18 protein-coding genes are annotated in these 23,255 nt (G+C 65.3%); 13 read left to right on the forward strand and 5 right to left on the reverse strand.

The window, feature by feature from the left end; translation table 11 throughout:
- Positions 1-51: 51 nt before the first annotated feature.
- From LDB29_RS04890 to glgX, 5 genes are read left to right on the forward strand one after another with little or no spacing between them, the layout of a single operon-like run.
- A complete protein-coding gene (locus tag LDB29_RS04890) occupies positions 52-2,520 on the forward strand; it encodes a glycogen/starch/alpha-glucan phosphorylase (RefSeq protein WP_025548083.1) in 2,469 nt (822 codons plus the stop codon).
- 18 nt (positions 2,521-2,538) lie between these two features.
- A complete protein-coding gene (glgB, locus tag LDB29_RS04895) occupies positions 2,539-4,701 on the forward strand; it encodes a 1,4-alpha-glucan branching protein GlgB (RefSeq protein WP_025548085.1) in 2,163 nt (720 codons plus the stop codon).
- 50 nt (positions 4,702-4,751) lie between these two features.
- On the forward strand, positions 4,752-6,011 hold the full coding sequence (glgC, locus tag LDB29_RS04900; protein WP_025548086.1) for a glucose-1-phosphate adenylyltransferase: 1,260 nt from the start codon (positions 4,752-4,754) through the stop codon (positions 6,009-6,011).
- A gap of 15 nt (positions 6,012-6,026) precedes the next feature.
- Positions 6,027-7,475: a glycogen synthase GlgA gene (glgA, locus tag LDB29_RS04905; protein ID WP_025548088.1), complete on the forward strand. Its 1,449-nt coding sequence runs from the start codon at positions 6,027-6,029 to the stop codon at positions 7,473-7,475.
- Positions 7,472-9,340 carry a glycogen debranching protein GlgX gene (glgX, locus tag LDB29_RS04910; protein WP_025548090.1) on the forward strand — a complete coding sequence of 623 codons (1,869 nt, stop codon included), beginning with the start codon at positions 7,472-7,474 and terminating at the stop codon, positions 9,338-9,340. The genes glgA and glgX overlap by 4 nt, the downstream gene beginning before the upstream one ends.
- Here the strand turns inward: glgX and LDB29_RS04915 are convergent.
- Genes LDB29_RS04915 through LDB29_RS04925 form a run of 3 tightly spaced genes read right to left on the reverse strand, consistent with a single transcriptional unit; the run spans position 9,320 to position 11,711 of the window.
- Positions 9,320-10,507: a thiolase family protein gene (locus LDB29_RS04915; protein ID WP_193666786.1), complete on the reverse strand. Its 1,188-nt coding sequence runs from the start codon at positions 10,505-10,507 to the stop codon at positions 9,320-9,322. The two genes, glgX and LDB29_RS04915, sit on opposite strands and share 21 nt — an antisense overlap.
- Positions 10,508-10,509: 2 nt before the next feature.
- The gene (locus LDB29_RS04920; protein WP_193666787.1) at positions 10,510-10,935 is read right to left on the reverse strand and encodes a Zn-ribbon domain-containing OB-fold protein; all 426 of its coding nucleotides are present in this window, start codon (positions 10,933-10,935) and stop codon (positions 10,510-10,512) included.
- A gap of 5 nt (positions 10,936-10,940) precedes the next feature.
- Positions 10,941-11,711, reverse strand: coding sequence for an enoyl-CoA hydratase/isomerase family protein (locus tag LDB29_RS04925; protein ID WP_025548093.1), 771 nt, complete (start codon positions 11,709-11,711; stop codon positions 10,941-10,943).
- Between the two features lie 169 nt (positions 11,712-11,880).
- On the opposite strand from LDB29_RS04925, the gene LDB29_RS04930 reads away from it, so the two are divergent.
- The 8 genes from LDB29_RS04930 to LDB29_RS04965 all read left to right on the forward strand — a co-directional run bounded on the left by LDB29_RS04930 (position 11,881) and on the right by LDB29_RS04965 (position 21,609).
- Positions 11,881-13,932 (forward strand): PQQ-dependent dehydrogenase, methanol/ethanol family, encoded by a 2,052-nt coding sequence (locus tag LDB29_RS04930; RefSeq protein WP_373886313.1) that lies wholly within the window; start codon positions 11,881-11,883, stop codon positions 13,930-13,932.
- Positions 13,933-14,095: 163 nt separating this feature from the next.
- Complete coding sequence (locus tag LDB29_RS04935) at positions 14,096-14,827, forward strand: TetR/AcrR family transcriptional regulator (RefSeq protein WP_025548094.1); 732 nt, start codon at positions 14,096-14,098, stop codon at positions 14,825-14,827.
- A 96-nt stretch (positions 14,828-14,923) separates the two neighbouring features.
- The gene (locus tag LDB29_RS04940) at positions 14,924-15,733 is read left to right on the forward strand and encodes an enoyl-CoA hydratase/isomerase family protein (RefSeq protein WP_099185801.1); all 810 of its coding nucleotides are present in this window, start codon (positions 14,924-14,926) and stop codon (positions 15,731-15,733) included.
- Between the two features lie 15 nt (positions 15,734-15,748).
- Complete coding sequence (locus tag LDB29_RS04945) at positions 15,749-16,399, forward strand: flavin reductase family protein (RefSeq protein WP_257556347.1); 651 nt, start codon at positions 15,749-15,751, stop codon at positions 16,397-16,399.
- 152 nt (positions 16,400-16,551) lie between these two features.
- Positions 16,552-18,948 carry a CoA transferase gene (locus LDB29_RS04950; RefSeq protein WP_257556348.1) on the forward strand — a complete coding sequence of 799 codons (2,397 nt, stop codon included), beginning with the start codon at positions 16,552-16,554 and terminating at the stop codon, positions 18,946-18,948.
- Between the two features lie 25 nt (positions 18,949-18,973).
- A complete protein-coding gene (locus tag LDB29_RS04955) occupies positions 18,974-19,981 on the forward strand; it encodes an LLM class flavin-dependent oxidoreductase (RefSeq protein WP_025548101.1) in 1,008 nt (335 codons plus the stop codon).
- A gap of 2 nt (positions 19,982-19,983) precedes the next feature.
- Positions 19,984-20,625 (forward strand): nuclear transport factor 2 family protein, encoded by a 642-nt coding sequence (locus LDB29_RS04960; RefSeq protein WP_025548103.1) that lies wholly within the window; start codon positions 19,984-19,986, stop codon positions 20,623-20,625.
- Between the two features lie 3 nt (positions 20,626-20,628).
- A complete protein-coding gene (locus LDB29_RS04965) occupies positions 20,629-21,609 on the forward strand; it encodes an NADPH:quinone oxidoreductase family protein (RefSeq protein ID WP_025548105.1) in 981 nt (326 codons plus the stop codon).
- A gap of 48 nt (positions 21,610-21,657) precedes the next feature.
- Here the strand turns inward: LDB29_RS04965 and LDB29_RS04970 are convergent, their stop codons facing one another.
- Positions 21,658-22,671 carry an SMP-30/gluconolactonase/LRE family protein gene (locus LDB29_RS04970; RefSeq protein WP_257556349.1) on the reverse strand — a complete coding sequence of 338 codons (1,014 nt, stop codon included), beginning with the start codon at positions 22,669-22,671 and terminating at the stop codon, positions 21,658-21,660.
- A gap of 155 nt (positions 22,672-22,826) precedes the next feature.
- The gene (locus LDB29_RS04975; RefSeq protein WP_025548108.1) at positions 22,827-23,255 is read right to left on the reverse strand and encodes a Zn-ribbon domain-containing OB-fold protein; all 429 of its coding nucleotides are present in this window, start codon (positions 23,253-23,255) and stop codon (positions 22,827-22,829) included.

Below are 23,255 nucleotides of genomic sequence, written 5' to 3' on the forward strand. Positions count from 1 at the left end.
GACGGCGTGCCATCATCGCGCCCGGACTCGAAGGCGAAAAGGGGCACGTTTATGAACCTGAAAGGCCAACCCACCCTCCCGAAGCCCGCTCCCCGGCAGGTCGATCCGGAGGTCCTTGCCCATGAGATCGTAGAGCGGCTGACCTACCGGATCGGCAAGAACGCCACCGCCGCGAAGCCGCACGACTGGCTGCATGCGGTGATCCTCGCCATTCGCGACCGGGTGATCGATGCATGGATCGCCTCCACGGAGAAAACCTATGAGGAGCAGGGACGGCGGGTCTATTATCTGAGCCTGGAGTTCCTGATCGGGCGGTTGATGCGCGACGCGGCGTCCAACATGGAGATGCTGGACGACATGCAGGCGGCATTGAGTTCGCTGGGCGTCGACATCGACATCATCGCCGCGCTGGAGCCGGATGCCGCGCTGGGCAATGGCGGCCTGGGGCGGCTGGCGGCCTGCTTCATGGAAAGCATGGCGACGGTGGACGTGCCCGCCTATGGCTATGGCATACGCTATGTGAACGGCATGTTCCGGCAGGAGATTTCGGACGGCTGGCAGGTGGAATTGCCCGAAACCTGGCTGACTCACGGCAATCCCTGGGAATTCGAACGGCGCGAGGCGAGCTACGAGATCGGCTTTGGCGGCCGGGTCGACCCGTCGGAAAATGAGGACGCCAGCCCGCACCAGATGCGCTGGCGGCCGGCCGAGCGCGTCATCGCCACGCCTTATGACACCCCCATTGCGGGTTGGCGCGGGAAGCGCGTCAATACGCTGCGCCTGTGGGAAGCGCAGCCGATAGACCCGATCCTGCTCGACCGCTTCAATGCCGGCGACCATCTGGGCGCGCTGACGGAAAGCAATCGGGCGGAGGCGCTCACGCGCGTCCTTTACCCCGCCGACAGTTCGCCCGCGGGGCAGGAATTGCGGCTGCGGCAGGAATATTTCTTCTCCTCCGCGTCGCTGCAGGACATCGTCCGGCGGCATATCCAGTATTTCGGCGACATCCGCACCCTGCCGGAAAAGGCGGCGATCCAGCTCAACGACACTCATCCGGCCGTCGCCGTGGCGGAGTTGATGCGGATACTCCTCGACAATCACGGCGTCGATTTCGACGAGGCGTGGGACATCACCCGCCGGACGTTCAGCTACACCAATCACACGCTGCTGCCCGAAGCGCTGGAAAGCTGGCCCGTGCCGCTGTTCGAACGGCTGCTGCCCCGGCATATGCAGATCGTCTATGCGGTGAACAGCCGCCTGCTGGGGGAGGCGCGGCGATCCGGCCAGTTCGACGACCGGGCCATCGGCACCATCTCCCTGATCGACGAGGGGGGAGAGCGGCGGGTGCGCATGGGCAATCTGGCCTTTGCCGGATCGCACAGCGTCAACGGCGTGTCCGCGCTGCACACCGAATTGATGAAGGAAACGGTGTTCGCCGACTTCCACCGGCTCTACCCGGCGCGGATCAACAACAAGACCAATGGCGTCACCTTCCGCCGCTGGCTGATGCAGTGCAATCACGGGCTGTTCGAACTGGTCAGGGAAGCGATCGGGGACCGCTTCATGGACGATCCCGAAGCCTTGCGGGAACTGGATCGCTTCGCCGACGACAGCGCGTTCCAGCAAAAATTCCTGGCCGTCAAACGCGCCAACAAGGTCGCTCTGGCCGATCTGCTGCGCCAGCGGGTCAACGCCCGGATCGATCCTTCGGCCCTGTTCGACATCCAGATCAAGCGCATCCACGAATATAAGCGGCAGTTGCTCAACATCATCGAGGCGGTGTCGCTCTACGACCAGATAAGGTCGCATCCGGAAAAGGATTGGGTGCCCCGCGTCAAGCTGTTCGGCGGCAAGGCGGCGCCCAGCTATCACAATGCCAAGCTGATCATCAAGCTGGCGGGCGACGTGGCGCGGGCGGTCAATCACGACCCGGCGGTGCAGGGCCTGTTGAAGGTGCAGTTCGTGCCCAATTACAATGTGTCGCTGGCGGAAATGATGATCCCGGCCGCCGACCTGTCCGAACAGATTTCGACCGCTGGCATGGAAGCGTCGGGCACCGGCAACATGAAGTTCGCGGTCAACGGCGCGCTCACCATCGGCACGCTCGACGGCGCCAATGTGGAGATGCGCGACCATGTGGGGGAGGAGAATATCGTGATCTTCGGCCTCACCGCCGCCCAGGTGAACGAACGGCGCGCCCATGGCTACGACCCGCGCGAGGTGATCGGCCAGAGCCGCGAGCTGGGCCAGGCGCTGGATGCGATCGCGAGCGGCGTCTTTTCCCCCGACGATCCGGGACGGTACAGGGATCTGGTGCAGGGCATCTACGATCATGACTGGTTCATGGTCGCGGCCGATTTCGACAGCTATTCGGCCGCGCAGCGCAGGGTTGACGGGATATGGCAGGACCAGACGCTGTGGGCGCGCAAGGCGATCCACAATGTCGCGCGCATGGGCTGGTTCTCGTCCGACCGCACGATCAGGGAATATGCGACGGACATCTGGAAGGTGCCGGTTTGACGCGAGGCCGGAACTAGCGTGGGCTTGACCCCGGAACAGATCGCCCGCCTGCTGGAGGGGCGGGAGGACGATCCGTTCGCGACGCTTGGCGTCCATCCGGCGGAAAAGGGCTTCACCGCCTGCGTCTTCCTGCCCGATGCGGTGAGGGTCGATGCTTATAGGCTGGACGGCAAGGCCGCAAGCGCGCTGGACCGGGTCCATCCGGCAGGGCTGTTCTTCGGCAAGGTTGCCCTGCGCAAGCGCCAGCCCCTGCGCTATCGGGCGACCTATGCCGATGGCGGCGAATATACGCTGATCGATCCCTACAGCTTCGGCCCGGTGCTGGGGCCGATGGACGATTATTATTTTGCCGAAGGGTCTCATGCCCGGCTGTTCGACAAGATGGGCGCGCACCTCATCACCCATGAAGGGGTGGGGGGCACGCATTTCGCGGTCTGGGCGCCCAATGCGCAGCGGGTGTCGGTGGTGGGCGACTTCAACCGCTGGGACGGGCGCCGGGCGCCGATGCGGCGGCGGCAGGATGCGGGAATATGGGAAATCTTCCTGCCCGAAGTGGGGGTGGGCAGCGCCTATAAATATGAGATTGTCGGGCCTGACGGGACGGTCCTGCCGCTGAAGGCCGATCCCTTCGCCTTCCGCTCCGAACTGCGGCCCGCCACGGCCTCCATCGTGGCGGCGGTGCCCGACCATGACTGGGGCGATGAGCGCCACCGCGACTATTGGCAAAGGGCCGATCCGCGCCGCGAACCCATTTCCGTCTATGAGGTGCACGCCGGTTCATGGCAGCGCGACGATGATGGAAATTTCCTGAGTTGGGATGACCTTGCCCACCGGCTGATCCCCTATGTGGTCGGCATGGGCTTCACCCATATCGAATTCCTGCCGATCAGCGAATTTCCCTATGATCCTAGCTGGGGCTATCAGACCACGGGCCTTTACGCGCCGACCGCGCGCTTTGGCGATCCGGAAGGCTTTGCCCGCTTCGTCGACGGCGCGCACCGGGCGGGAGTGGGCGTGATCCTCGACTGGGTGCCCGCCCATTTCCCGACCGACGCCCACGGGCTGGCCCATTTCGACGGCACCGCCCTTTATGAGCATGCCGATCCGCGCAAGGGCTTCCATCCCGACTGGAACACGGCGATCTACAATTTCGGCCGGCGGGAGGTGGCGCAATATCTGGTCAACAACGCCCTCTTCTGGGCGGAGCGCTACCATGTCGACGGGCTTCGCGTCGATGCCGTCGCCTCGATGCTCTACCTCGATTACAGCCGCAAGGAAGGGGAGTGGATTCCCAACAGCCAGGGTGGGCGGGAGAATGTGGAGGCGGTCGATTTCCTGCGGCAGATGAACAAGGCGCTCTACGGCACCCATGCCGGCGTCATGACCATTGCCGAGGAGTCGACGAGCTGGCCGAAGGTGTCCCACCCCGTCCATGAAGGGGGCCTGGGCTTCGGTTTCAAATGGAATATGGGCTTCATGCACGACACGCTGCGTTATCTGGCGCGCGATCCGGTGCACCGCGCCCATCATCATGACGACATCACCTTCGGCCTGCTCTACGCCTTTACGGAGAATTTCGTGCTGGCGCTCAGCCATGACGAGGTGGTGCATGGCAAGGCGTCCCTGCTGCACAAGATGCCGGGCGACGACTGGCAGAAATTCGCGACCCTGCGCGCCTATTACGCCATGATGTGGGGCTATCCGGGCAAGAAGCTGCTGTTCATGGGGCAGGAATTCGCGCAGCGGGCCGAATGGAGCGAAGCGCGGGCGCTCGACTGGCACCTGCTCGATCACGCGCCGCATCGGGGCGTGCAGTTGCTGGTGAGCGACCTCAACCGCCTCTATCGTTCCCGCCCGGCGCTGCATGCCCGCGATTGCGAGCCGGAGGGTTTCGAATGGGTGCTGGTCGACGCGGCGGCGGATTCGGTCTTCGCCTGGGTCCGGCGCGCGCCCGGCGTATCGCCCATCGTCGTCATCAGCCACTTCACGCCGACCTTGCGCCACGGCTACAGGATGCGCCTGCCCTCCGGCGGCCGCTGGCGCGAGATCATCAACAGCGATGCGGCGGATTATGGCGGCAGCGGCGCGGGAAATATGGGAATTGTCGTCGCGGATGAGGAAGGATGGGCCAATGTCACCATTCCGCCGCTTGGAACGTTGATGCTGGAACTGGACTATTGAAACCGACGGGCGGAAACCGAGCGCTCGCGAGCATGAAGGAGAAGAGGGCGATGCAGCCAAGACACCAGCCGATCGCCCGTGACGCCATGGCCTATGTTCTGGCCGGCGGCAGGGGCAGTCGCCTGGCCGAGTTGACCGACCGGCGCGCCAAGCCCGCGGTGCATTTCGGGGGCAAGGCGCGGATCATCGACTTCGCCCTTTCCAACGCGCTCAACAGCGGCATCAGGCGCATCGGCGTCGCGACGCAGTATAAGGCGCATTCGCTGATCCGGCATCTGCAGCGCGGCTGGAACTTCTTCCGGACGGAGCGTAACGAGAGCTTCGACATCCTGCCCGCCAGCCAGCGCGTGTCGGAAAGCCAATGGTATGAGGGCACGGCCGACGCGGTGTTCCAGAATATCGACATCATCGAAAGCTATGCGCCGGAATATATGGTCATCCTGGCGGGCGACCATGTGTACAAGATGGACTATGAGCTGATGCTCCAGCAGCATGTCGACAGCGGCGCGGACGTCACCGTCGGCTGCATGGAGGTGCCGGTGAAGGAAGCCAGCGGCTTCGGCGTCATGCATGTGGACGAGCAGGACGTGATCACCGCCTTTGTCGAGAAGCCGAAGAACCCGCCGCACATTCCCGGCAGCCCGGGCATGGCGCTGGCGTCCATGGGCATCTACGTCTTCCGCACCGCCCTTTTGATCGAGGAACTGCGGCGCGATGCGGACGATCCGGACAGCAAGCGCGATTTCGGGGGCGACATCATCCCGCACATCGTCAAGCATGGCAAAGCCGTCGCCCACCGCTTCTCCAGCAGTTGCGTCCGCGCAGAGAGCGAACCGGTGCCCTATTGGCGCGACGTCGGCACCATCGACGCCTATTGGCAGGCGAATATCGACCTGACCGACGTGGTGCCCTCGCTCGACCTCTACGACCGGAGCTGGCCGCTCTGGACCTATTCCGAAGTCACCCCGCCGGCGAAATTCGTGCACAATGAGGAGGGACGGCGCGGTTCCGCCACATCCTCCCTGATCGCGGGCGGGTGCATCGTGTCGGGATCGTCGCTCCACCGCAGCCTGTTGTTCACCGGGGTGCGCACGCACAGCTTCTCGTCCGTGACGGAAAGCGTCATCATGCCCGACTGCGTGATCGGGCGCGGTGCGCGGCTGCACAAGTGCGTGCTGGATTCAGGCGTGATCATCCCGCCCGGCCTGATCGTCGGAGAACATCCGGAGCATGACGCGCAGCGTTTCCGGCGGACCGAAAGCGGCGTGACGCTGATCACCCAATATATGATCGAACGGCTGGCGGACTGAAACTTGGGCGGGGGAATGGCGATGCGGGTGCTTTCGGTCACGTCCGAAATCTATCCGCTAGTGAAGACCGGGGGGCTGGCCGATGTGGCGGGCGCCTTGCCGGGCGCGCTGGCGGGGCATGGCATTGGGGTCAGGACGCTGGTGCCGGGCTATCCGGCGGTTCTTTCGCGCCTGGGCAAGGCGAAGCTGCTGCGCCGTTATGACGCGCTGTTCGGCGCGCCGGCGGCGGTGCTGGCGGCGAAGCTGGGCGACCTCGACCTGCTGGTGCTGGATGCCCCGGACTTCTTCGCGCGGGAAGGCGGCCCTTATGGCGATGCGGGCGGCGGCGAATGGCCCGACAACTGGAAACGCTTCGCCGCCCTGTCGCGTGCCGGCGCGGACATGGCGGCCGAAGGGGTGAAGGGCTGGCGGCCCGACCTGGTCCATGCGCATGACTGGCAGGCGGCAATGACCGCCGCCTATATGCGCTTCGGGCCGGCTCACGCCGTGCCCAGGGTGGTGACGATCCACAACCTTGCCTTCCAGGGACGTTTCGGCGCGGATGTCTTTCCCCAGCTCGGCCTGCCGCCCGAAGCCTGGGGCGTGGACGGGGTCGAATATTATGGCGGCACGGGTTATCTGAAGGCAGGGCTTGTCTCGGCCGATGCCATCACCACGGTCAGCCCCACCTATGCCGACGAAATCCGCTCCCCGATGCATGGCATGGGGCTGGACGGCCTGATCAACGGCCGGTCCGACAGGCTGCACGGCATATTGAACGGCGTCGATACCGCCATATGGGATCCCGCCGCCGATCCCCTGATCGCCAAACCCTTCAGCGCGCGGGCGCTTGGCGGACGCGGCGCCAGCCGCCGCGTCCTCGAAACGCAGTTCGGCCTCGACCGCGACGACGCGCCGATCTTCATCATCGTCAGCCGCCTCACCTGGCAGAAGGGCATGGACATGGTGATGGACGCCATCGACCATCTGGTGGGGCTGGGCGGCAAGCTTGCCCTTCTGGGGTCGGGCGACCATCTGCTGGAGGGCGCGTTCCTGGCGGCGGCGGACCGGCATCGCGGGCGGGTGGGCGCTCGGATCGGCTATGACGAGCCGCTGTCGCACCTGATGCAGGCGGGCGCCGACGCCATATTGATCCCTTCCCGCTTCGAACCCTGCGGCCTGACTCAGCTTTACGGCCTTCGCTATGGCTGCGTGCCGGTGGTGGCGCGGGTCGGCGGGCTGGCGGACACGGTGATCGACGCCAATGAGGCCGCCATCGGCGCGGGCGTGGCGACCGGCATCGTCTTCCCGCCGTCCGATCCGCTTGCCCTGCATGGAGCGATTGCGCGCACCATCCGGCTTCACGCGCATCGGCCGACATGGCAGGCGATGCAGCGCGCCGGCATGCGCGCCGATTTCTCCTGGACCCACAGCGCGGCGCGCTATGCGGAACTGTTCCGCGCACTGGTCCGGACCACCGTATGAGCCCGCAGCCGCTGGGTCCGGGCATGCACGGCCGCGGAACCCGTTTCCGGGTCCATGCGCCCGATGCGGACCGGCTCTGGCTGTGCCTGTTCGATGCCCGGGATCGCGAAACGCGCCTGCCCATGGCAAGGGAGGGCGAGGACATCTGGTCCGTCGATGCGCCCGGCGTGGGGGAGGGTGCCCGCTATGGCCTGCGCGCCGACGGTCCCCATGATCCGGATGCGGGGCTGTGGTTCGATCCGGACAAGCTGCTGCTCGATCCCTATGCGCCGGCCATCGACCGGCCGTTCGCCTATGATCCGATGCTGGCCGCACCGCGCGGCAAAGGCAGCGACACGGCAGGCTTGATGCCCAAGGGGGTGGTGTCCGCGCCGTTTCCCTTGGCGCCCCCGGAACCGCCGATCTTCCGGTCCGGCGGGCTGATCTATGAGGTTCAGGTCCGCGGCTTCACCATGCTGCATCCCGACATTCCGGAGGCGCAGCGCGGCACCATCGCGGCCCTTGGGCACCCCGCCGTGATCGAGCATCTGCGCCGCCTGCACGTCTCCGCCATCGAACTGATGCCGATCAACGCCTGGATCGACGAACGGCATCTGGCGCCGCTGGGACTGCGCAATGCCTGGGGTTATAATCCGGTCAGCTATTTCGCGCTCGATCCCCGGCTGGCGCCGGGCGGCATGGCGGAACTGCGTGGCGCGGTGGATGCGCTGCATGCGGCCGGAATCGGCGTGATTCTCGACATGGTCTATAATCATGACGGGGAAAGCGACCGCGAGGGCCCGACCCTGTCGCTCCGCGGCCTGGATGCGCGCAGCTATTTCCGGCATGAACCCGATGGCCGCCTGATCAACGATACGGGCACGGGCAACAGCATCGACTGCAACCATCCCGTCGCGCAGCGGCTGATCCTGGCATCGCTGCGCCATTTCGTCGGCTTAGCGGGAGTCGACGGCTTCCGCTTCGACCTCGCTCCCGCGCTGGGGCGCCTGCCGACGGGTTTCGACAGCGAGGCGCCATTGCTGAGGGCCATGCGCGACGATCCGCTGCTGTCCGACCGCATCCTGATCGCGGAACCGTGGGACATCGGCCCCGGCGGTTATCAGCTCGGCCGTTTCGGGGCGCGCTGGCTGGAATGGAACGACCGCTATCGCGACGACATGCGCCGCTTCTGGCGCGGGGATCGCGGCATGACCGGCGCGCTTGCGACCCGCATCGCGGGATCGTCCGACATTTTCCATGCCGATCCGGCAACGCGCACCGTCAATTTTCTGGCCGCCCATGACGGCTTCACGCTGGCGGATGTGACCGCCTATGACCATCGCCACAACGAAGCCAATGGCGAGCAGAACCGCGACGGCCATGGCGAAAATTTCAGCTGGAACAACGGCATCGAGGGCGCGACCGCCGATCAGGCCATTCGGGCAGCGCGGCGGCGCGACATCAAGGCGCTGCTCGGCACGCTGTTCTGTTCGCGCGGCGGGATCATGCTTACCGCAGGCGACGAGTTCGGCCGGACGCAGCAGGGCAACAACAACGCCTATGCGCAGGATAATGCAATCGGCTGGGTCGACTGGCAGGGCCGCGACCGGGACATAGAGGCGCATGCGTTCGCGCTTGCCGACATGCGGGCGTCGACGCCGGACTTCAGCGACGCGGGCTGGCTCTCGGAAACGGATGTCGAGTGGCTCGACGAGCGGGGCCAGCCGATGACCGTCGTGCAATGGGAAGACCCGGATCGCCGCTGCCTGGCCATGCGCTTCCGGCGATCGGGCTTCACCGTCTTCATCAATGGCGACGACCGGCCGCATGACTTCGGCGCGGTGCACATTCCCGCCCGAACGGTCCTACCCATCCCGGCTGAATAGGAAGGCGGTCGATTTGGCGAGGCCGTTGGAGATCGTCGCCAACGCCCGCGAGGCCCCCGGCACCTGCCGCTCGCCCGCACGGTCCGTGACCTGCGCGACCGCCTCGGCAAGCTGGGTCATGCCGTGCAGCCGCCCTTCGCCCAGGGCTCCGCCGCCGGTATTGATCGGCAGGCGTCCGTCCGGATCGCCATGCCCCTCGCGCAGGAAGGCCAGTCCTTCGCCGTCGCGGCAGAAACCCATGCCCTCCAGCCAGGTCAGCACCAGCACGCTGAAACCGTCATAAAGCTGCGCATTGTCCACATCCGCCGGGGACAGCCCGGTCGCCTCCCACAGCCGGCGCGCCACATCCTTCGCGCCGTCCCACATATCCTCAAGGTTCATCGGCATGCCTCCCGCGCCCTGATGGGCGGAGGCCGCGAAGCCGGTGAGCAAGGCAGGCGGCCGGCGCAAATGCCGCGCCCGTTGGGTGGAGGTCAGGATCATCGCGCAGCAGCCATCGACCGGAATGTCGCAATCGAGGATGGATATGGGATCGGCGATCATCCGGGCGGCGAGATAATCCTCCACCGTGATCGTCTTGCCTCGCCAATAGGCATTGGGGTTGCGTTGCGCATTGGCGCGGTTCCGGGCGATATAAGGCGCGAAATCCGCCCGGTCATAACCATGAAGCGCAAAATAGCGGCGCAGCGCCACGGCGGCCCAGGCCGGCGGCATGCTGAAGCCATAGGGCGCCAGATACTGGTCGCCTCCCACCGCATGGGCCGATTCGAAATTCACATAGCGCCCGTCGGGCACATGCAGCGCGCGATAGACCAGCACATGGTCGCAAAGCCCGCCTGATATGGCGAGCGCGCCGTCGATGACGCTCTGCGTCACCATGCCGTTGGTGGAGCCGATCCACCGGATGGCCGGAGCGACCCCCAGCAATCCCGCCAGATACCAGGGCGTCACGACGTCGATCCCTTCGTCCACGCCCTTGCGCCCGCCATAGCGCGGCATGGCGGGGGATGTGGCGATGCCGTCCAGATCGCCGCGCCGCAATCCGGCATCGGCCAGCGCGGCGTCGCACGCCTCCAGCGTCAGCGCGGCCAGGCTCCGGTCCGACCGGCGTTCCAGCCTGCTATAGCCCAGCCCGGCGACGGCCACCTCGTCCCGATGGTCCCACATGGTCAGCGCGCCGGGCCGAACTGCACCAGCGTGCAGTCCTCGGTCACGTCCTCGAACCGCGCTTCGAGGGGGAGGCCGATGCGCAGCGCATCGGCGGCGATGTCCACAAGGTTGCCGCTCATCAACAGGCGCGCCTGCTCCTCCAGTTCGACCACCGCCAGGATGACGGGCAGCCGGTCGCGAAAGCCGGGCGAGGGCGGGTCGTGCAGCACGGTCCAGCTATGCAGCGTCGCGCGTCCCGATAGCGGCGTGAAGCCCAAACCGGCGCCGCCGCAGTTCCGGCAGGCGACCTCCGGCGGATAGGCCATCCGGCCGCAGGCGTCGCATTTCTGCATATGCAGCTCGTGCCGCCGCGCCGCAGCCCAGAAGGGTTCCGAAAGCGGATCGGGAAGGGGAAGCGGCCGTTGCGGGGAGGCGGTTTGCGGCATCGGTTTCATGAGCCCCCGAAATGCGGCGACCGTTTCTCCCGCGCAGCCGCCAAGCCTTCCCGATGGTCCTGCGTCGTCGCCATCAGCGGCTGCATGGCGAATTCCAGTTCCAGATACTGATCCAGCGACAGGCCCGGCGCGGCCTCGAACTGCCGCTTCGCCATGCCGATCGCCAGCGTGGGGCCCTCGGCCAGGGATGCCGCCAGTTCCAGCGCACGCGCGATCAGCGCTTCGCTTTCCACCAGTTCCAGCACCAGCCCCAGCCGCAAGGCCTCCTGCGCGTCGACCATGCGGGCGGAATAGACGATTTCCTTGGCGCGCATCGGCCCGACCAACCGGCTGAGCTGCCACACGGCGCCTGCGTCCGGCACATATCCGATCCGCGCAAAGCTCTGGCAGAAGCGCGCTTGCGGCGTGGCGATGACGATGTCGCAGGCCAGCGCCAAGCTCCAGCCGGCGCCTACGCAGGCGCCGTCCACCGCCGCGATCACCGGTTTGCGGATGCCGGCGACCGCCTTCACCATCCGGTGCAGCCAGCGCATCCGGCGCAGGAATGCGGCCGTGCCCTGATGGCCCATGTCCCCGGTATCCGCGCCGGAGCAATATTGCCCGTTCGCGCCCGTCAGGATGACGGCGCGAACATCCTCATCCTCCGCCAGATCATCGAAGGCGCGCCAGATTTCCTCCCGCATGGCCATGGTAAAGGCGTTCGCCCGTCCGGGCTGATCGAGCGTCACGATGCCGACGCGGCCCTGGCTTGCGATCCGGACGGTCATGACGGGGCGCTGCGGCGCACGTCCTTCTCCTAAATATGATCTTTGGTGCAATATTAAATGGGGAAATTCCGTCCTGTCAATCGCTGAGTCGCGTTGACAACGGCACAATATTGCACGATGGTGCAATAAAAGGCGGCATTTGGGCGCCCGGACGGAGGATGGGAGATCGATGAGGAAGGCAGGTTTTACGGTCATGGCGGCGGGCGCCGCGCTGCTCGCGTTCTCCACGGGGGTGGTTTCCCGCTCGGCGGAGAGCGCGTCTCCGGCCGGGGCCAACTGGTCCAGCTTCGGCGGCGACGACAAGGAACAGCATTACAGCCCGCTCGCGCAGATCCGGGAGCAGAATGTCGGAAAGCTCGGCCTTGCCTGGTCCTATGATGTCGACAGTTTCGACAGCTATACCCAGCCTCTGGCCGTCAATGGCGTCATCTATTTCGCGGTAGGACTCAGCGTCGTTCACGCGGTCGATGCGCGAACCGGCAAGCTGCTATGGCAATATGATCCCGACGTCGCCAGTCAGCCGGAAGCCAAATGGCGGATGCGCGCGGGATGGGGCACGCGGGGCATCGCCTATAAGGACGGCACGATCTTCACCGCCACCCGCGAAGGCCGCCTGATCGCGATAGACGCCGGGACGGGCAAGCCGCGCTGGTCGGTCAAGACGCTGGACGAGGCGGAGGGCGGCTATATCACCGGCCCGCCATGGGTCGCCGGCGACAAGGTGGTGATCGGCTTCGGGGGCGCGGACTACAGTCCGACGCGTGGCTATGTCACCGCCTATGACATCAAGACCGGCAAGAAAGCCTGGCGCTGGTATGTCGTGCCCGGCGATCCGGCCAAGGGTTTCGAGAACAAGGCGATGGAGGCAGCCGCCAAGACCTGGAGCGGGCAATGGTGGAAATGGGGCGGGGGCGGCTCCGTCTGGCACGCCATGGCCTATGACGCGAAATATGACCGCATCTATATCGGCACCGGCAACGGCTTTCCGTGGAACATCAAGATCCGCAGCCCCGGCGGCGGCGACAATCTCTACCTCTCCTCCATCGTCGCGCTGGACGTGAAGACCGGCGAATATGTCTGGCACTATCAGGTCAATCCTGAAAACAGCCATGACTGGAACGACGCCATGGACATCGAACTGGCCGATGTCATGATCGGCGGCCGGATGCGGTCCGTGCTGCTGCACGCGCCGAAGAACGGCTTCTTCTATGCCATCGACCGCGAAACCGGCAAGTTCATCCAGGCGGGCGAGTTCGCCAGGCAGAATTGGGCCAAGCGCATCGATCCCGTGACGGGTCGGCCGGAGATCAACCCGGAGGCGCAATATCCCGACGGTAAGCCGTTCATGATGTACCCCTTCCCCAATGGCGCGCACGGCATACAGGCCATGTCGTTCAGCCCGAAGACCGGCTACAGCTATATCCCGGTGATGGAGGGCGGCCGGGTCTTCGTCGATCCGGCCAATGTGAAGGGCTGGACCTACAAGCCCGGCATGATGGTGAATACCGGCCTGGGGGCTCCGCCCGCCAACCTCGTCCCGCCCGCCGCGACGAGCAAGCTGGTCGCCTATGACGTCGCCAACAACAGGATCGCCTGGTCCGTGCCCCAGCCGGGCGTGTTCAACGGCGGTACGCTGGCTACGGCGGGCAATCTGGTGTTCCAGGGCACCAATGACGGCATGTTCAACGCCTTTTCCGCGACGACGGGGCGCAAGCTCTGGTCCTGGCCGGCGCAGAACGGCATACTTTCCGCGCCGATCAGCTATTCGGTCGGCGGCCGGCAATATGTCAGCGTCATCACCGGCTTCCGCAGCAGCTTCGCCAATTCGCCCAATTGGGATTATCGCCAGCAGCAGCGGCGATTGCTGACCTTCACCATCGGCGGGGCCCGGAAGCTGCCCAGGGTCGATCCCGTGGACGAACCGATCCAGGACGATCCGGCCTTCGTGGTGGACGCCGACAAGGCGAAAGTGGGGGCGGGCATCTACAACAGCAGCTGCATCATCTGCCATGGTTCGGGCATGGTCGCGGGCGGCGCGGCGCCGGACCTGCGCAAGTCGGGCGTGCCGCTGGACGCTGAAACCTTCAGGTCGGTGGTGCATGACGGCGCCCTGATGTCGCGGGGCATGGGGTCCTTCGCGCAGTTGAGCGACGCGGAACTGGAGGGGCTACGACACTATATCCGTCAGCGCGCGCGCGAAACCGCGCCCAAGGGCAAGTGACGCGGATGCAGGTCCACCCGCTTTACGGGCGCATGGCAGCCCCGCTTCGCCTTCGGGCGGGGCGGGGTTCATGCGTCATGAAGACGATGAATTTGCACCATCATCCAATCCCGCTATGATCCCGGCACTTGGGATGAGTGTCGGGCAATGAAGGCGAGCGATCTTGGCGAGTAAAGCGAACGAAGAATTGAAGGAAGGCGGAGAGCGGCCGCAGACCTATTCCAGTCCGGCGATTATCGAGCGCCGCCGCCGGATTTTGGAGGAAACCCGGAAGGTTATCGCTGAACAGGGCATTGCCGCGCTCAGCATGAATGAGATCGGCCAGCGCGCCGGCGTTGCCAAGCGAACCCTCTACAACGCCTTCCAGACTCGCGAACGGATGATCGCGTCGGCGATTCAGGAATATTTCGACGAATATGTGAGCCGCATCGCCTATTCCAGCGAACCCGGCACGATGCAGCACAATCTGGAGCGCATGATCTCCGTCGTGCAGCGGAACCGGAAGATCCGCAATTATATCAAGGCGATCATGGCGCTCTATTTCAGTTCCGATGTCGACCATGACATCTGGGCGGCGATGCATTCGCCCGCGGTCCACCATAACCGCCAGTGGATCGAGGTGCTGGAGGCGAAGAAGCAACTCCAGCCCTGGGTGGAGGTCGACAAGCTGGTCGAGGATCTGGTGCGATTCGAATATGCGACGATCAACGACTGGGCGCAGGGGCGGATTCCCGACGACCAGATCATCGTGCGGCTGGTCGGAAGCTATCTGACATCCTTGCTGGGCGCGCTGAAGGGCGCGGCCCGGAAGGATGTGGAGGCGCTGATCAAGGACATATCCGACCGCGGCATGGATGCCCTGCCGATGCCCCAGCGTCCCAAGGTGGCGGCATGAATTTGCACATGGATGCAAATTTACTTGAAGAGTCGCGCACTGTCGGCTAGTCAGTTCCTGCCCCTGGCGAAAGGGCGGGAATGGAGAGCGAGAGAGATGAACGCGGTAAGCGAAACCCCCGAATTGCTGTTCTTGTCTGAGGATCAGGGGATCGCGCATATCGTCCTCAACCGACCCCGCGCGAAGAACACCGTGTCCTTCGCCATGTGGGAGCAATTTTCCGCCGCGCTCGACGCGCTTGAGAATGCGACGCCCGCGCGTTTGCTCATCATCAGCGGGGCGGAGGATTATTTCAGCAATGGCGGCGACGTGAAGCTGCCGCCCGCAAGGGGCGAAGGCGCGCTGGCGCTGGCGGCGCGGCTGGAAATGGGACAGCGGATCATCGGCCGCGTGCGGGCGCTGCCCATTCCAACGGTCGCGGCTGTGGAGGGCGGCGCGTTCGGCGTGTCGTGGAGCCTCGCCATGGCCTGCGACATGATCTTCGCGGCGGACAATGCCCGTTTCGGCGCGCCCTTTCTGGAATTCGGCCTCGTTCCCGACGGCGGCGCGGCCTGGTTCCTGACCAGGCAACTGGGCCGGGCCCGGGCGGCGGAGATCGTCTTTTCGGGGCGGACGTTGGATGCGGCGGAGGCGCTGTCGCTCGGCCTCGTCAGCCGCGTGGTGAAGCCGGGCAGCGCGGTGGAGGAGGCTCTGGCGCTCGGCCGGACCATCGGTGACGGCAATCGCCATGCCGTCGAACTGACCAAGCGGCTGCTCCAGCAGGCGGAAAGCGGCGATCTGGCGACGGCCCACGCGCTGGAACTGGCCTATTGCCACATCTGCCAGGCGGGCGAGGAAGTGCCCCGCGCCCGCGAACGCTTCAAGGCGCGCGCCGCCGCGAAAGCCGCCGCCAGGGCCGCGGAATAACGGAGGGTCCGACCCATGCAGTTCGACATGCGCGCCCTTCCGATGGTCACGCGGTACAAGATCGTCAATTCGACCATCACGCCGCGCCCGATCGCCTGGATCACCAGCCAATCCGCCGAAGGCATCGTCAACGCCGCGCCCTACAGCTTCTTCAACTGCGTCGGCACCGAGCCGCCGCTGGTTGCGCTGGGGCTGCTGAAGGAACCGGTGTCGCGGGGGCTGAAGAACACCGCGTCGAACATCATCGCGACGGGCGAGTTCGTCGTGAACCTCGTCTGCGAGGCGGACGCCGAAAGGATGAACCTCTGCAGCGTCGACGCGCCCGCCGACGTCAGCGAGATCGACTATGCCGGCATCCAGACCGCGCCGTCGGATCTGGTCGCGCCGCCGCGCATCGCCACCAGCCCGGTCAGCTTCGAATGCCGCAAGGTCGCCGCGATGGACATCGGCGCGATGCAGACGGTGGTCATCGGCGAAATCCTGATGGCCCATATCCGCGACGAGTTCATCACCGACCGGGAACGGGTCTATTTCGACACGCCCGCGATGAAGCTGATCGGCCGGACCCATGGCAGCGGCTGGTATGTCCGCAATGGCGACAGTTTCCAGATGGACCGGCCCCGCTACGACCCGTCGCGCATGGCGAAGGACAGGGCGGCGGAATGAATTTGAACCCATGGTGCAAAATTACTTGCGCTTGGGGCCGAACTGGTGTTTTCTGCATCAAAGATCATTTTTCGATACGTCGGACAATGTGAAGCCATAAAGATAATTCCGCAAAAAAGGCAGCGGGCCGCGCCCGCCATAGGAGTGATGAGATGCCCGGTCCCCTGGATCATCTGACCGTCATTGAACTGGCGGACCAAATGCCTGTCGCCATCGCCGCCATGCTGCTGGCGGACCATGGCGCCGACGTTTTGAAGGTGGAGCCGAAAGGCGGCGCCTTCTTTGCCCATGACTTCAGCCGCAAGGCCTGGGACCGGTCGAAGCGCAGCGTCGAACTGGACGTGCGGGATGCCGGCGGCCTCCAGGCGCTGCGCGGCCTGCTGCAAGGCGCGGACATCTTCATCCACGCGCTGGAAGAGAAGGATGCGGCCGCCCTCGGCCTCGACAGTGAAAGCCTGGGACGCGATTTCCCCGAACTGGTGGTCTGCGCGCTCACCGCTTATGGTTCGGACACGCCCTTTGCCGATCGGCCCCATGGCGAATCCCTCGCTGCCGCGCTGCTCGGGACGATGATCGACCGCTCCAGCAGCTTCCGCCCCGGCCCGGTCTATCTCGGCCATCCGGCGCTGCATTATGGGCAGGCCTTCCTCGGCGTGATCGGCGCGCTGTCGGCCATCCGCGCTCGCCGCCATATCGGCAAGGGGCAGCAGGTGGAGGCGTCGCTGCTCGACGCCATGCTGGCCCAGTCACCGATGAACAACTGGTGGCAGGAAGAGGGGATCAGCTACATCAAGGCGGGCGATTCCGGCGCGGTGGACCGTTTCGGCAAGACCCGGCTGGTGACGGGCATGTTCGAATGCGCGGACGGCCTTTATCTCCAGATGCATACCGGCGGGCAGGGCGGCTTCAAGGCGGCGATGGACGTGCTGGGCTTTGGCGACCGTATCCAGACCGTGACCGCGCCGGAAATGTCGGTGCCGCTGACCGATGAGGAATATCATATCGCCCGCGTCGAGATTTTTGACGCCTTCAAGACCCGGCCGCGCGCCGAATGGATCGCCATGTTCCAGGCGGCGGACGTGGCGGCGCTGCCGGTGCTGGAGCCCGCCGAAGTGCTGCTCGACGAACAGGTGGAGTTTGTCGGCCAGCGCATATCGATGGCGGACAAGGATTTCGGCACCATCTACCAGGCCGCGCCCGCCGTGCGCATGGCCAATGCCCCCGCCGCCGCGCCCCGTCCCGCGCCGGAAGTGGGCGCGGACAATGAAGCGCTGGCGGACCTCATCGCCCGCCGCCGCACCGCGCTCGCTGCCGACGGCAAGCCGCTCGACCGGCCGCTGGAAGGCATCAAGGTGGTTGACTTCTCCTCCTTCTTCGCTGTCGGCTATGGCGGCCGCCTGTTGTCCGACCTTGGCGCCGACGTCATCAAGGTGGAGACCCCCGGCGGCGACCAGATGCGCCCGCTGCCCGACTGTTTCGACGCCGCCCAGCGCGGCAAGCGCGACATCGTGCTCAACCTCAAGCATCCCGAAGCGCTCGAAGCGGCGCTCAAGCTGGTGGCGACGGCCGATGTCGTCACGCACAACCTTCGCCCCGGCAAGGCGGACAAGCTCGGCATCGGCTATGAGGCGCTGTCGAAGCTCAACCCGCGCCTGCTCTACGTCTATCTGCCCGGCTACGGCTCCCGGGGGCCGAAGTCGCTGCTCAAGAGCTTCGCGCCCTTGGTGTCGGGCTGGACCGGCCTGCTCTATGAAGGCGGCGGCGAAGGCAATCCGCCGACCCGCGCCGTGTTCGGCAATGAGGATTATAATAACGGCTTCCTCGGCGCGGCGGGCATCTTGATGGGCCTTGAACATCGCGCCGTCACCGGCCGGGGCGATTATATGGAAATCCCGCAGCTTCATTCCAGCCTGTGGACCACGTCCGAACATTTCCTCGATGCCGACAGGAAGGTCGTCTACGGCTTCCGGCTGGACAAGGAACAAGCGGGCTTCAACGCGCTCGACCGGATTTACCGGACCGCTGACGGCTGGCTCTGCATCTCCTGCCGTTCGGACGAACGTTTCGCCGCGCTCGCCAAGGCCGTGGGGCATGAGGATTGGCTGAGCGATCCCCGCTTCGCCACGGCGCGAGTCCGTTCCGCCAACGACGCTGCGCTGCTGGACGCGCTGAAGCCGTTCTTCGCGGACAAGAGCAGCGCCGACGCCCACGCCCTGCTGGAAGCGGCCGGCGCGCCGAGCGAGATCGCCCGCGAAACAAGCTGGGTCCGCGAAGCGCTCTGGCAGGACTGGGCGACGGCCAGCAACCGCGTGATCGAGAATTTCGACTCCATGTATGGCCATGTCCGCCAGTTCGGCAGTTTCATGCATTTCAGCCGCACGCCCGGCAGCGCCAAAGGCTCCGCCCCGCGCCTTGGCGAACATACGCGGCAGATATTGGGCGAGATCGGCTATTCGGATGCCGAGATCGACGCGCTGATCGACAGCGGCAAGGCGATGCAGGCCGCGGATGTGAAGGGCCGCATCCAATCCCGCGTCTCCGCCGCCTGACACGATAAAGAGAGGAATCGCCAAGGTGCAACTCAACCTTCGCTACGACATGAACCGCCCGGATTTCGGCGCGCCGCATCCGCTGCTCTACCGCACCGCGATCGAGCAGGCGCAATGGGCCGACGGGCTTGGCTTCACCCAGGTCTTCCTGGCCGAACATCATGGCGCGGAGGGCGGCTATTGCCCGTCCTCCATGATCCAGGCCGCTTCGATCCTTGGCGCTACACAGAATATCGTCGCCCATCTTTCCGCTCTTGTGGTGACGATGCACGATCCGCTGCGCCTGGCCGAAGACCTCGCTGTGCTCGACAATATCGCGCCGGGCCGCATCTGGCTGACGGCAGGCATGGGCTATCGCCCGCATGAGTTCGAGATGTTCGACCGCGACATCGGCAAGCGGCTCGCCATCATGAATGAGGCGATGGCGACGCTGAAGAACGCTTGGACCGGTGAGCCCTTCGAATTTCGCGGCCGCACCGTCCGCGTGACGCCCGCGCCCGCCACGCCGGGCGGCCCGAAAATCTACATGGGCGGCTCGACCGACAAGTCCGCGATCCGCGCAGCCAAGGGCGGCTATCAATATTTCCCCGGCCATCCGGACCTCTTCACGCTCTACAAGGAGGAGCGGGCGAAGGCCGGCTTCGGACCGCCGGAGGAGCTGCGCAAGCCCGCCGCCAGCTTCCTCTACGTCTCGGACGATCCGGATCGCGACTGGCCGCTGGTGGCGCCACATGTCGCCTATGCGACCAACACCTATGCGCAATGGGCGCAGGAACGCGGCACCGGCCAGACCCGCTACAGCGCGGCCGAGACGATCGAAGGGCTGAAGGCCATGCCCAATATCAAGCTGCTGACGCCGGACGAATGTTTCGCTTATCTCAAGGATCTGGGACGCGGCACGGCGGTCACGTTCCACGCGCTGCTGGGCGGCCTGGACCCCGAAGTCTCCTGGCGCAGCCTGCGCCTGTTCGAGAAGGAAGTGCTGCCCCGGCTCAAGGCCGAGCCGGGCCTGCTGGAAATTCCGGGAGAATGAGCATGGAAGGACAGAACCGTCGCGGCACGCTGGCCGCCATGCTGGCCGTTCCTTTCGGACTGGCTGCGGTGGGTCAGGCTTCGGCCGCGCCCGTAAAAGGGAAAGGCAAGCCGATGAGCATGGCCGAGCGTCTGGATGTGATCGAATCCAGGCAGGCGATCACCGAATTGCTCCATGCCTATGCCCGATCCAACGACCGGGCGGACGAGGCTTTGCTGCGTTCGCTCTTCTGGCCGGAATCGACGCATAAACATGGGAAGTTCGAAGGCAAATCCTCCGATTTCGTGGGCTTCGCCTTCAAGATCATCTCGGGACTCAAATATGCCTGCCACCATATCTCGAACGTCTCGGTCGAGGTGAAGGGGGATAAGGCCTTCTCCGAATGCTATTATTTCGCGCAGCATCGCCGCGACCGGAAGGATGGCACGGGGGAGGAGGACGTCTTCTTCCAGGGCCGCTATCTCGACGATCTGGAACGGCGCAACGGCGTGTGGAAGATCATCCGCCGCCGCGGCCTGTCGGACTATACGTCACCCGCTTTCCCGTCGGAAATCCCCTATGCGCAATGGCCGGCGGGGCAGCATAGCGAGAAATATCCGAGCGACGATTATTACAAGATGCGCCAGCAGTTCCTGGGGAGCTGACCGATGCGGGCGCTGCTGTGCGAACATCATGGGCCGCCGGAAGAACTGCATTTCGCCGATGTACCCGTTCCGGAACCGAAGGCGGGCGAAGTCCGCTTCCGGGTGAAGGCCGCCAGCGTCAATTTCCCCGACGCGCTGATGATCCAGAACCTGTACCAGAGGCAGCCGCCCTTGCCCTTCATTCCGGGCAGCGAGGCGGCGGGCATCATCGATGCATTGGGTGAAGGCGTCACGGGCGTTCGCGTCGGTGACAGGGTGGCGACCATCCCCTTCGAAGGCGCCTTCGCGGAATTTGCGATAGCGCCTGCGTTCCGTACCGCCGTGATCCCGGAGGGGATGGGGTTCGACGTGGCGGCGGGCTTCACCATGGTCTATGCGACGGCGCTCCATGGCTTGCGCCAGCGCGGCCGGTTACAGCGGGGCGAGACGCTGCTGGTGCTGGGCGCTGCGGGCGGCGTCGGCCTCGCGGCGGTCGAGGTCGGCAAGCGGATGGGCGCGCATGTGATCGCCGCTGCCTCGACAGAGGAGAAACTGGCCCTTGCCCGCGCCCATGGCGCTGACGAGACGGTCAACTATGCCCAGAACGATCTCAAGCAGGCGGTGAAGGCCCTGGCGGGCGAACGCGGCGTCGATGTGATCTTCGATCCGGTCGGCGGCGCGCTGTCCGAACCGGCCTTTCGCACCATGGGCTGGGACGGGCGCTATCTGGTCGTGGGCTTCGCGGCGGGGACGATCCCGGCAATCCCGCTCAACCTGCCGCTGGTGAAGACGGCGGCCATCATCGGCGTGACCTGGGGCGTGCACAGCCGTGTCGAACCGGACATCCATGCGGAAAATATGGCGCAGCTCTATCGCTGGTATGAGGAGGGCGGCCTGCGCCCCGAAGTCAGCAAGCGCTTCTCCTTCGAGGAAAGCCGCGAGGCGATCCGCTGGATGATGGACCGGAAGGTGCAGGGCAAGATCGTGATCGAGCTGGCGAGCTGAGCTTCCCGACAGAGCGACGTGCTCCTGCCTTTGCGGAAGTATGTCGCTTTAACCCGCAGGCCAGTTCGCCAACGGCAGGCCCGCAATATCCGTCCGCGCCTTCACCACCACGCCGCTTGCCCGCGAGACGACGTAAAGGTCGCGCAAATCCGCCCCGCCCCAGCAAAGATTGGTCGGGCTGGAGAGCATCCTGCCTTCGGGATCATGGACAATATCCACCTTCCGTCCATCCGGCGTGATCGCAACGATCCGATTGGCGAAGGGCAGCGTCACCCAAAGATTGCCCGCCGCATCGAAAGCGATGCCGTCGCAATAACCCAGATCCGCGCGCTCAGCCGCCGCCATAGCGCGAATGTCCTTCGCCTGATGATCGGGGATCACCACGCTCAGTTGCGGCCCATAGTCCTGTGGATCGGCAAGCGAGCCATCCGCCCGCCTCCGCCAGCGCCGGATACGCCCTTCGGCCGTCAGCGAGGCATAGACATGGCGTTCCTCCCGATCCAGGCAGAGGCCGTTCACGCCGCGCAGACCGCGCGCGACGATGGAAGCCCTGCCATCCGGCGCGACCCTGTAGATGAAGCCGGCAGGCGTGGTCGTGCCGATATTCCCGATAGGCCCCCAACTGCTGTGCGTGCAGTAAATGTCGCCATTGCGCGCCGTCGCCGGACCGTTGGAGGCGACCAACTGCCGCCCCTCCAGTTCCGACACCAGCGTCTCGACCGTTCCCGTCGCGACATCGATCCGCTGCAATGGCCCCGGCCCCTTGTTGAGCAGGCCCATATTGGCGACGATGACGCAGCCCTCCCGGTCGACCGCCACGCCATTGGGCGCGAGAGCCTGACCGATCTGCCGCAATGCGCCATCCCGCTCCAGCACGCCGATGGCGCCACCGCCATTGGAGATGAACAGGCGGCCATCGGGGCTGCTCGCTATGCCTTCGGGAGCATCGAGGCCATCTCGGACGAGGGTGAAATCGGTGAGGGTGAAGGGCTTTGGCGGTGTGGCGCGTCCTATCCCAGTCGATGGCGCGCAACTGGCGAGAGTGATGCTTGCTCCGCCCAATAGAATTTCCCGCCGTGTCAGAGAGAGTTTGGATAATTTATCACCACCTCTCCCCGTTCGGGCTGAGCCTGTCGAAGCCCCTTTGTTTCGTGAAGAGAAGTGAAGCCCTTCGACAAACTCAGGGCGAACGGGGGAGAGGTCGGAGAATCGTTTCGTCATTCCTTCATCACCCCCACAGGCGCAAAGCCGGCGATCTTGTGATCCCCCGCCTGCACGGGCTGGAACCGCAACCGCATCCCGCAGCGCGGTTCCACGCCCTCAGCGCCAACCAGCAGCCCCGGCACGCGCACGCCCGGCGCATCGTCCGGCTCGAACAGAACGACGGTGAACGGCACCTCCGCCTTATGATCGCCCGGCAGCAGGCTGCGTATCACGGTGGTGAAGCTATAGGCGCTGCCCTCCGGCGAAACCGGACGCCATTCCAGCACGGCGTCGGGCTTTCCGGGGATGACCTCGGGCGGATACCATATCCATTCCCCCGTTTCGGCATCGGTGGTTATGCGCAGTTCGCCCGCTTCCAGCCCGTCATAATAGCCCTGGAACAGCGGGTCTTCGATCTTGGGAGGATGTATCGGAATGCCCAT

Origin of the sequence: Sphingobium sp. CFD-2, from assembly GCF_024611135.1 — a bacterium.
GTDB lineage: Bacteria > Pseudomonadota > Alphaproteobacteria > Sphingomonadales > Sphingomonadaceae > Sphingobium > Sphingobium fuliginis.